Source organism: Sinomonas sp., assembly GCF_051955515.1.
In the GTDB taxonomy this organism is placed as follows: domain Bacteria; phylum Actinomycetota; class Actinomycetes; order Actinomycetales; family Micrococcaceae; genus Sinomonas.
This window is the reverse complement of sequence record NZ_JBQCGQ010000021.1, coordinates 1-8,878: the sequence shown is the minus strand read 5'-3', so window position 1 is coordinate 8,878 and position 8,878 is coordinate 1. Positions and strand designations below refer to the sequence as shown.

The following is an 8,878-nucleotide window of genomic DNA, read 5'->3' as shown; positions in this document are numbered from 1 at the left end:
AACCTTTGCTCAGCAATTAGCGGTGGTTGTGCACCCTGGGGATCTGTCGGCGCTAGGTTCAGCGCGCCGCCTCTGGCGCGTTAGGCGATCGAGGTGCGATCGTGGGGGGCGGGGAGGACCGCGAACGAAGGAGTCAGCGATGGTGGAGATCGTCGGCGCGTTCTCGAGCTTCAGCGTGGACGATGTGCCGAAGGCGCGCGAGTTCTATGTCGGGAGTCTGGGGCTGGAGGCGCAGGAAGAGATGGGCGGCCTGCGGCTGACCCTCCCCGGGGGTGCCCAGGTCTTCATCTACCCGAAGCCGGACCACGTGCCCGCAAGTCACACGGTGCTCAACCTTGTGGTCCCGAATGTCGACGACGCAGTCCGCTCGCTCCACGAGCAGGGGATCCGGACGGACCATTACGCGAGCAGTGAGCAGATGCCCCTCGACGAGAACGGAATCCTCCGCGACCCTGACGCTGGGGGCGAGGGGTTCGGGATTGCTTGGTTCAAGGATCCTGCGGGAAATGTACTCTCTGTTGTGACCCCTTCGTGACCGCTTCTTTATCTCATGGTTTTGTGCTATGGGTTGGTCTAGACCTGAATGAGACCGTTCCGCGTGTCGATTTGCGGCCCCCTATCGCATCTGTGATATTTTCTCGGCATGGCACAACAGACTGCTGAGACCGTCGGAGCGATCCTGCGCGGGGTGCGCAGCGAGAGGGGCTGGACGCAGGGGCAGCTGGCTGCCGAACTGGGGACGAGCCAGAGCGCCGTCGCGCGCATGGAGCAGGGGAAGCAGAATCTGAGCCTGAAGATGCTCCAGCGCATCGAGGACATTCTGGGCCAGCGCATCCTCAACATTGGGCCGTCCAAGATGACCCATCTGCGCGTCGAGGGCGGCCACCAGCTCTCGGGCGCCGTTGACGTCAACACCTCCAAGAACGCCGGCGTCGCGCTCCTGTGCGCCAGCCTGATCAACCGCGGCACCACCACGCTGCGCAACCTCGCCCGGATCGAGGAGGTCAACCGGATCGTCGAGGTCCTCACCTCCATCGGCGTCGAATGCACGTGGCTCCCGGGCGCGCCCGGGCAGCAGCCGCGCGACCTCCAGATCCGGCGTCCCGCCCAGCTCAGCCTGGAGTCCATGGACGTCGAGGCGGCGCGCCGCACCCGAAGCGTCATCATGCTGCTCGGCCCGCTGCTGGACGAGCGCAGCGAGTACAAGCTCCCGTACGCTGGCGGCTGCGACCTCGGCACCCGCACGGTCGAGCCGCACATGCAGGCCCTGCGCACCTTCGGCCTCGCGGTAGAGGCGACGAACGGCTTCTATTCTGTCCGGGCCCCCGAGGCCGACCGCGAGGATCGCACCTTCGTCCTCACCGAGCGCGGCGACACCGTCACCGAGAACGCCATCATGGCAGCCACGCACCGCGAGGGACTGACCGTGATCCGCAACGCGTCGCCGAACTACATGGTCCAGGACCTGTGCTTCTACCTTCAGGGCCTCGGCGTCGAGATCGAGGGCATCGGGACTACGACCCTTCGGATCCGCGGCAAGTCGCGCATCGAGCAGGACATCGACTACTGGCCCTCGGAGGATCCGATCGAGGCCATGAGCCTCATCACCGCGGCGATCGTCACGAACTCAGAGGTGACCGTGCGGCGCGTCCCGATCGAGTTCATGGAGATCGAGCTGGCCACGCTCATGCAGATGGGCCAGAAGCTCGAGATCTCGGGCGAGTACATGGCCCGCAACGGCCGCACCCGCCTCGTGGACGTCACCACGCTCCCCTCGGACCTCGCGGCGCCCACCGACAAGATCCACCCGATGCCGTTCCCCGGCCTCAACATCGACAACCTGCCGTTCTTCGCTGTCATCGCAGCGTGCGCCATGGGCCAGACCCTTATCCACGACTGGGTCTACGAGAATCGCGCCATCTACCTCACGGACCTCAACCGGCTCGGCGCTCAGGTGCAGCTACTCGACCCGCATCGGATCTACGTCAACGGGCCCACACGGTGGCGTGCGGCGGAGGTCGGCTGCCCGCCCGCGCTCCGTCCCGCGGCGTGCATCCTTCTCGCGATGCTTGCGGCCCGGGGCACGAGCGAGCTGCGGAACATCTACGTGATCGAGCGCGGCTATCAGGACCTCGCCGAGCGGCTCAACTCGATCGGCGCGAAGATCCAGTACTTCCAGGACTGACCCCCAGGGCGCCTGCGTGCGCGCCCCCCGTTGCGTCGTCACGTTTGCGGGGTGCGCGCTGGTTGCGTCGTCACGTTTGCGGGGTGGGGACCCTGCGGAGGTGACGGAGCAACGGGTGGGGACCCTGCGAAGGTGACGGAGCAAGGTGTTTGGCGTGTCGCCACGGGGGGAGAATCGCCCTGTGAAGGCCATCATGTACAACCGCACGGGCGATTCCTCCGTCCTGGAGCTTCGCGAAAAGCCCCTTCCGGAGCCAGCCGAGGGCGAGGTTCGGGTCAAGGTCGTGGTGTCGGGCGTGAACCCGACCGACTGGAAGGCCCGCGCCGGAGGGACCTACGGCGCCCTCGACGGCTGGCATGTGCCCAACCAGGACGGCGCCGGAGTCGTGGACGCGGTCGGACCAGCAGGGGCGGGCGCGTCTGCGGAGGGAACGGGACTTGAGCCTGGGCAGCGTGTGTGGCTCTGGGACGTTGCGCATGGAAGCTCGGAGGGGACGGCGCAGGAGTACGCCGTCGTGCCGCTGCACAAGGTTGTCCCGCTGCCCGAGGGCGTGCCGTTCGACGTCGGCGCCTCCGTCGGCATCCCTGCGCTGACCGCTCACCGGGCACTCACAGCGCACGACGGCGCCCCGGCTCGCCTCGCGCCCGGCACCCTCGGCGACCAGGTCATTCTGGTCACCGGCGGAGCGGGTGCTGTGGGCCACGCCGCGATCCAGCTCGCGAAATGGGCCGGGGCCACAGTGATTGCCACGGTGAGCGGCGACGCGAAGGCGGAGCTGGCGCGCAAGGCGGGGGCCGACGTCGTCGTCAATTACAAGAGCCAAGACGTCGCCGACGAGGTGCGTCGCACCGCGCCAGACGGGGTGGACCTCGTTGTGGACGTGAACGCGGCCGCCAACCTCGAGGCGGATCTGAAGGCGCTCAAGACTGGCGGGACGATCGCGATCTACGCGGCCAATTCCTCGGACGAGAAGCTCACAATCCCCGTGCGTCAATGCATGGCCAAGAACGCCCGACTCCAGTTCATCCTCACGTACACGGTCACCGATGAGCAGAAGACGGCGGCTATCTCCGCGGTCACCGCGGCGCTCGCGGACGACGCGCTGGGCGTCGGCGAGGAGCACGGTCTCCCGCTGACGAGGTTCCGGCTCGAGGACACCGCTCAGGCGCACGACGCGGTGCAGCAGGGCACGGTGGGGAAGGTCCTTATCGACGTGGGCGAATGACCCTCAGGTAGACGGCCATCAGGCGCGGGACCACGACGTAGACGGCGATCGGCACGACGACGAGGGTCATTGCGAGAGTCCGGAGTACCGGGGGCCACGTGTCGATGAACGGCGCAAGGGCCAGTTGGGCGAGGACGACGAGCGGGAAGATCGCCGCCCAGGTGATGAAGGCCCGCTCATGGACCGACAGTGCGGTCGCTTGGACCGGGACTGCAGTGTTCATGGCTCAACGCTAGGGTTCGGGCACGCCCCGGCACATCGGGGGGACTACTCACCGCGCTACTCATTCCCGATACTGATGTCATGTCCACGGGGACGCGTCTGCCCGCGTCGGTGAGCAGCTTCGTGGGGCGGGCAGCCGAGCTGGCCGCGGTGGACGACGCGCTCCGCTCGAACCGCCTCGTCACACTCGCCGGGCCCGGCGGGATGGGAAAGACCAGGATCGCCCTGACGGCGGCCCGAAGTGCATCAGGACTTCCTGTGTTCGTGGACCTGACGCGCGTTCGCCAGGGCGAGTCTGTTGCCCTTGCCGTCGCTCAGGCCGTGGGCCTCCGCGGAGTGAAGCGGAAGTCCGCGGTGGAGGCGCTCCTCTGGTGGTTGGACGCCCACGCTCCCGTGCTCCTCATCCTCGACAACGCCGAACACCTCCTCGAGGCGGCCGCCGAGATGGCCGTCGCGCTGCTCGAGGGCTCGGAAGGGGCCAGGCTCCTCGTCACGAGCCGTCAGCCGCTGGGCATCACCGGGGAGCGGGTCATAGCCGTGGGGCCGATGGCGCCCAGTGACGCCGAAACGCTGTTCTGGGATCGTGCCCGCGCCGTCCAGCCCCGGCTCGCCGACACGGAGGAATCCCGCCGAGCGTCCCGCGAGCTGTGCGAGCGCCTGGATCATCTGCCCCTCGCGCTCGAGCTCGCAGCTGCGCGGACGGCCGTCCTGACCCCGGATGAGATGCTTCCGCTCCTCGAGCAGCGTTTCGAGGCGCTAGGCCCCGGATCCTCCACCGCGCCTCTTCGTCATCGGAGTCTGCGCGCATGCATCGCTGCGAGTGTCGACGCTCTCGAGCCGCCGCTGCGGGCGGTCTTCGAAGCGTGTTCCGTGTTCGCGAGCCCGTTCGACGCTCGCGCGGCAGCCGCCGTCGCCCTCGCGACCCTGGGCGATCTTGAAAGCCTCGTCGCCCGGTCGCTCCTCCAAGCGACGCCCGACGCCGAAGGCCGCACGCGGTTCCGGCTGCTCGAGAGCCTGCGCGAGTACGCGCGCGAAAGACTCGAGGCAAGCGAACGGGGCGACGAGGCGCGCCGGCGGCATCTCGCGTGGATCGCATCGATCTTCGGCGCCGACCGCTTCCCGGCGACCTTGGAAAGCTCGCTCAACGGGACCGCCGTCGACCGTCTCCCCGAACTGCGCGCCGCCCTCGACATCGCGGCCGCTGTGGCACCCGACGTCGGCCTGCGGCTGATGGCCACGAGCCGCGAGCTGTGGTTCCGTGTGGCGCAGGACGAGGGGCTCGAGCGCACGCTCAGCCTCCTGGACCGCTACTCCGCGGGCGATGAGGCGCGGGCCTGCGGACTCGTGGCCGCCGCGGTCCTGCACGCGGTGCGGCAGGAAACCGCGGCGGCCATCGGATGCACCTCCGAGGCGCTCGCCTACTGGCCCCCGGACTCCGATGGGGCTGCGCTCGCGTGGTTCCATCAGGGCGTCGCGAAATGCCTCAGCCGGGACCTTGAGGGGGCGGAAGCCGCCGCCCGGGCTTCGCTCGCCGCCTATTCGTCACTGGGCGACGAGCCGGGGCAGAGCCGGGCGACGAGCCTTCTCGGCATGATTGCCGTCTGGGCGGGCCACGACGCCGAGGCGATCACTCACCTCGACAGGGCCCTCGCGCTCGCCGAAGCATGCGGCGACACGTGGTCGCAGGGCCAGTCGCTCACGTATCTCGGCCTGGCCCAATCGGACCTCGGGCGGGTGGGCGCGGGCCGCGCGAGTCTTTTCGCCGCCGTCGACCGTTTCGCCGAGGTGGGCGACACCACTCTGTGGGGCATCGCCCTCGCGAGGCTCGCGGCGCTCGCCGTGGGGGAGAGACCGACGACGGCGGTCCGGGCCGCGGCGTCCGCCACCCGCCGTGAGGGCCGGGGTGGGAAATACCACGCCATCGCGCTGGCGGATCTCGAGCGGACCCGCACCACGGGAGAGCTGCTGCTCGGACTCGCTGCATTCTCTGCGGCCTGGGAGGCGGGCACGCGGCTGACGTTCGCCGAGGCGACCGCGGAGCTGCGGCTCCCGCTCGACCCGGCGGAACCCGGAATCCTCTCGGGGCGCGAACGCGAGATCGCCGACCTCGTGCGCCTCGGAGAGAGCAACGCCGCCATCGCGGGGCTGCTCACGCTGTCCGTCCGCACCGTGGAGAACCACGTCGCGCACGCCCTGACGAAGCTCGGCCTCCCCAACCGCGCCGCGCTCGCCGTGTGGGCGGCGGAGCACGCTAGACAGACCTGACGGCGTCCCAGGCGAAGCTCGCAAGCCAGTGCGTGGACATGAAGTCCTCGCTCTCCAGCGCGGAGAGGCCCGCGCGGAGGAGCGGCTCGACGGCGGCGGCGACCGCAGGCTCCGCGGACGACGACGGCGCTTGCTTGAGCGCGTGGGCGGTCCGCGCGAGCTGGCCGGCGCGGCTCAGGTTGAGGCCGTGGAGATGGACCATGTACCCGTCGGACTCGTCCGTGACCCCGACCGGGGCGAGGATGCGGGACTCGCCGCCCAGGCCAGGCAGGAAGCGGTCGAACCAGGCCGCGAACGCGTCCGGGCGCAGCACGCGCTGCATGAGGTCGGCCTCGCTGAGTCCCGCCGAGAGGAAGTCCTGCCCGCTGAGCTCCCACTCCGCGGGCCATCCGGCGTCGCTCTCGAACCATCGGCGGGCGGCGGCCTCGCACGCCTCCGCAGCGGCTGTGCGGCCGAGCGCGCGGAACGCGTCAAGCAGGAGGGCGACGCCGAACGCCGAGTTCGCGTGGGCCCCATGCCGTACGGGGTACTCGACTTTGGCGAGCCACGCCGGCACCAGGTCGGCGACGACGTTCACGCACCCCTGGAGATGTTCGGCCCAGCTGCGGAGCTCCTCATCGTCGGAGGTGTGGCACGTGGCCGCTAGGCGGAGGAGCCACGCCCAGCCGTAGGGCCGCTCCCACGAGGGATTCGCCGCGAGGTACTCGGCTTCCACGGCGAGCTTCTCGGCGGTCAGGTTCTCTGCGAGCGGGCCACGCAGCTCCTCGATCCCGGCCTCGGATAGAACGCTCACGCCGAGCCAGTGCATGTGGACACACGAGTGCCAGTCGAAGGACGTGTGGAACGCCGGGTGGATCACCGCAGGGCTCGGCCTGTCCTCGGGGGAGCGCTGCGTGTGATGGGCAGAATAGGGGAAGGACCGGCCGAGGTTGTCGAGGACAATCCGTGCACAGTGTCCTGCTGCACCGGGAAAGAGATTGCGATTCATCTGGGCGATTCTAAGACGGCGGCGCTAGTGTGCGGACATGGGAGGTTTCCTATCGTGGGCCGCGCAATCCGGGGTGGTGCAGGGCGTCATTATCGGTGCAACGCTCGCATTCCTGACCGCAATCCTCATCATGAACGCCGTGGGCCGATCCGCCACGACAACAGTCAACGGCTGGAGCTCGATTCGTGCCTGCGGCCAGCCGGGAAATGGCGTCCTTCTGAGGGCTGCCTGCGCCAAAGCTCTGCCTGCGGTGAATGTCTTCGAAGAGGCCGCGTATTGGACCGCGATGAAGGATGGGTCGGGGCAGAGGCTCAACGGTGCCAACCAGTACGTGCTGAATTTTCCCCCAGGCCATTTCCCGCCCAACGCGGCGTTCTGGTCGCTGACGGTGACTGACGTGGTCGGCTACATGGTGAACAGCCCCATTAATCGCAACAGTTTCGACGATCGCTCGGATCTCGCCAGGAACTCCGACGGCTCCGTCGATATCTACCTCCAGCACACCGCCCCGGAGGGGCACGAACAGAATTGGCTCCCAACCCCCTCCGGCAACTTCAAACTCATGCTGCGCGCCTATTTGCCGGGGGCCGCCGTTCTCGACGGGACGTATCACGTTCCCCCTGTGGTGAGGGCGGCCTGACATGAATCGCCTGATCTTGAAGTACGCGTACCCCTTGACGGCCGTGATCCTCGTCGTTTTCGCGTGGGTCGTCTATCAGCGCATCTCTCGGGGAAGCGATATGACTCCCCTCGTCGTCGCCGCGATCATCGTCTGGGTGATCGGTGTCCCGACTTTCATCTACCTTTGGCCGCGTCTCACCGTGAACGGCTTCAAGCGGGCCATTCTGCGGCACGGGCTGGGAGGAGGCCCCATTCCGGTCAATACGCTCTACACAGCGCCCAGCACCTCATCACCGTCGTCGCCGCAGGGGAGCCTGTTGGCCACCGGAACGGATGACCTGCTTTACGTTGCCGGTTGGCTTGACTTGCGCAGGGGCCCGCAGGTGCTTCACGTTCCGGAAATGGGCGACCGCTATTACAGCGTGCAATTCACCGATCCCTCGGACAGCGCGAACTTCGCCTATGTGGGCACGCGGACCACGGGAACCAAGGCCGGTGACTATGTGCTCAGCGGTCCCGGATGGAAGGGCGAGATCCCCGCTGACATGACTGTGATTCCGTCGCCGAGTGATTCGGTGCTGGTGATCGGGCGGGTATTCGTTGAGAACGAGAACGACCTTCCCGCGGCATCTGGCCTCGCGCAGCAGATCCAGCTCACGGCGCTCGTCAACAGAGTCCCCTAGGCTCGGCAGATGACGTTGGAATGGGAACAGGTGATTGTCCACTCCTTGGATCCAGCGGCTCTCGGGCAGTGGTGGGCCGAGGCGCTTGGATGGGTGGTGGTCTGTTCCTCCGAGGACGAGTTCGAGATCCGCCCAGAACCGGATCGGTTGCCGGCGCTCGACTTCGTCCGCGTTGACGAGCCGAAGACGAGCAAGAGCCGACTGCACCTCGATTTCCGGCCAGACGATCAAGACGCTGAGGTGGCCCGCTTGATCGCCCACGGCGCGCAGCGAGTGGATATAGGCCAAGGCGAGCAATCCTGGGTGGTGCTCGCCGATCCCGAGGGAAATGAGTTCTGCATCCTGCGCCAGCGGAATCCCTTGCCCTGATCATGGCCTCCTCCTTCGAGTGCCATACGCGGGCCGCGATACCCCAGACGGAGTTGTTCGACCGCGCTCGGAGCATTGACGCGCACAAGGAGTCGATGTCCCATTCTCGCGAGGAAGCGATCGCCGACAATGTCAACCCGAACTAGGACCAGGATGACGGCTTGACTCGCGACCACTCGGGGCGCTGTGCCCCTGACTTGGACGTTGCAGTTGTTGTACGTTCACGGGACATTGGATCGTGCGGGGTAAACGCACCTCCGGCTGGCCCAGCCTTCGGGCAACGGTGCGCACGGTGCGCTGGAGGGCCGGCAAACGGCCGC

At 67.8% G+C, this 8,878-nt stretch carries 9 protein-coding genes; 7 read left to right on the top strand and 2 right to left on the bottom strand.

Annotated elements, in window-relative coordinates; translation table 11 throughout:
• Positions 1 to 139: 139 nt before the first annotated feature.
• The 3 genes from ACTHL9_RS01040 to ACTHL9_RS01030 all read left to right on the top strand — a co-directional run bounded on the left by ACTHL9_RS01040 (position 140) and on the right by ACTHL9_RS01030 (position 3,410).
• Positions 140 to 535 (top strand): VOC family protein, encoded by a 396-nt coding sequence (locus tag ACTHL9_RS01040; protein ID WP_440516769.1) that lies wholly within the window; start codon positions 140 to 142, stop codon positions 533 to 535.
• Between the two features lie 108 nt (positions 536 to 643).
• Positions 644 to 2,185 carry a UDP-N-acetylglucosamine 1-carboxyvinyltransferase gene (locus ACTHL9_RS01035; RefSeq protein ID WP_440516768.1) on the top strand — a complete coding sequence of 514 codons (1,542 nt, stop codon included), beginning with the start codon at positions 644 to 646 and terminating at the stop codon, positions 2,183 to 2,185.
• A 181-nt stretch (positions 2,186 to 2,366) separates the two neighbouring features.
• On the top strand, positions 2,367 to 3,410 hold the full coding sequence (locus ACTHL9_RS01030; protein WP_440516767.1) for an NADPH:quinone reductase: 1,044 nt from the start codon (positions 2,367 to 2,369) through the stop codon (positions 3,408 to 3,410).
• Here ACTHL9_RS01030 and ACTHL9_RS01025 read toward each other — a convergent pair.
• Positions 3,391 to 3,633, bottom strand: coding sequence for a hypothetical protein (locus tag ACTHL9_RS01025; protein ID WP_440516766.1), 243 nt, complete (start codon positions 3,631 to 3,633; stop codon positions 3,391 to 3,393). The genes ACTHL9_RS01030 and ACTHL9_RS01025 overlap by 20 nt on opposite strands.
• Positions 3,634 to 3,713: 80 nt before the next feature.
• Between ACTHL9_RS01025 and ACTHL9_RS01020 the strand changes: the two genes are divergently transcribed.
• On the top strand, positions 3,714 to 5,897 hold the full coding sequence (locus tag ACTHL9_RS01020; protein ID WP_440516765.1) for an ATP-binding protein: 2,184 nt from the start codon (positions 3,714 to 3,716) through the stop codon (positions 5,895 to 5,897).
• Here the strand turns inward: ACTHL9_RS01020 and ACTHL9_RS01015 are convergent.
• Complete coding sequence (locus ACTHL9_RS01015; protein WP_440516764.1) at positions 5,884 to 6,885, bottom strand: DUF2891 family protein; 1,002 nt, start codon at positions 6,883 to 6,885, stop codon at positions 5,884 to 5,886. The two genes, ACTHL9_RS01020 and ACTHL9_RS01015, sit on opposite strands and share 14 nt — an antisense overlap.
• A 76-nt stretch (positions 6,886 to 6,961) precedes the next feature.
• Here ACTHL9_RS01015 and ACTHL9_RS01010 point away from each other — a divergent pair, with 76 nt between their 5' ends.
• The 3 genes from ACTHL9_RS01010 to ACTHL9_RS01000 are packed head-to-tail and all read left to right on the top strand — an operon-like array spanning position 6,962 to position 8,558.
• The gene (locus ACTHL9_RS01010; protein WP_440516763.1) at positions 6,962 to 7,525 is read left to right on the top strand and encodes a DUF1214 domain-containing protein; all 564 of its coding nucleotides are present in this window, start codon (positions 6,962 to 6,964) and stop codon (positions 7,523 to 7,525) included.
• Position 7,526: 1 nt separating this feature from the next.
• Positions 7,527 to 8,189 carry a DUF1254 domain-containing protein gene (locus ACTHL9_RS01005; protein ID WP_440516762.1) on the top strand — a complete coding sequence of 221 codons (663 nt, stop codon included), beginning with the start codon at positions 7,527 to 7,529 and terminating at the stop codon, positions 8,187 to 8,189.
• Between the two features lie 9 nt (positions 8,190 to 8,198).
• Positions 8,199 to 8,558, top strand: coding sequence for a VOC family protein (locus tag ACTHL9_RS01000; protein ID WP_440516761.1), 360 nt, complete (start codon positions 8,199 to 8,201; stop codon positions 8,556 to 8,558).
• Positions 8,559 to 8,878 lie beyond the last annotated feature (320 nt).

Coding starts and splice junctions, on each gene's coding strand:
- ACTHL9_RS01040 (WP_440516769.1), top strand. CDS start 140: ATGGTGGAGATCGTCGGCGCGTTCTCGAGCTTCAGCGTGGACGATGTG.
- ACTHL9_RS01035 (WP_440516768.1), top strand. CDS start 644: ATGGCACAACAGACTGCTGAGACCGTCGGAGCGATCCTGCGCGGGGTG.
- ACTHL9_RS01025 (WP_440516766.1), bottom strand. CDS start 3,633: ATGAACACTGCAGTCCCGGTCCAAGCGACCGCACTGTCGGTCCATGAG.
- ACTHL9_RS01020 (WP_440516765.1), top strand. CDS start 3,714: ATGTCCACGGGGACGCGTCTGCCCGCGTCGGTGAGCAGCTTCGTGGGG.
- ACTHL9_RS01015 (WP_440516764.1), bottom strand. CDS start 6,885: ATGAATCGCAATCTCTTTCCCGGTGCAGCAGGACACTGTGCACGGATT.
- ACTHL9_RS01005 (WP_440516762.1), top strand. CDS start 7,527: ATGAATCGCCTGATCTTGAAGTACGCGTACCCCTTGACGGCCGTGATC.
- ACTHL9_RS01000 (WP_440516761.1), top strand. CDS start 8,199: ATGACGTTGGAATGGGAACAGGTGATTGTCCACTCCTTGGATCCAGCG.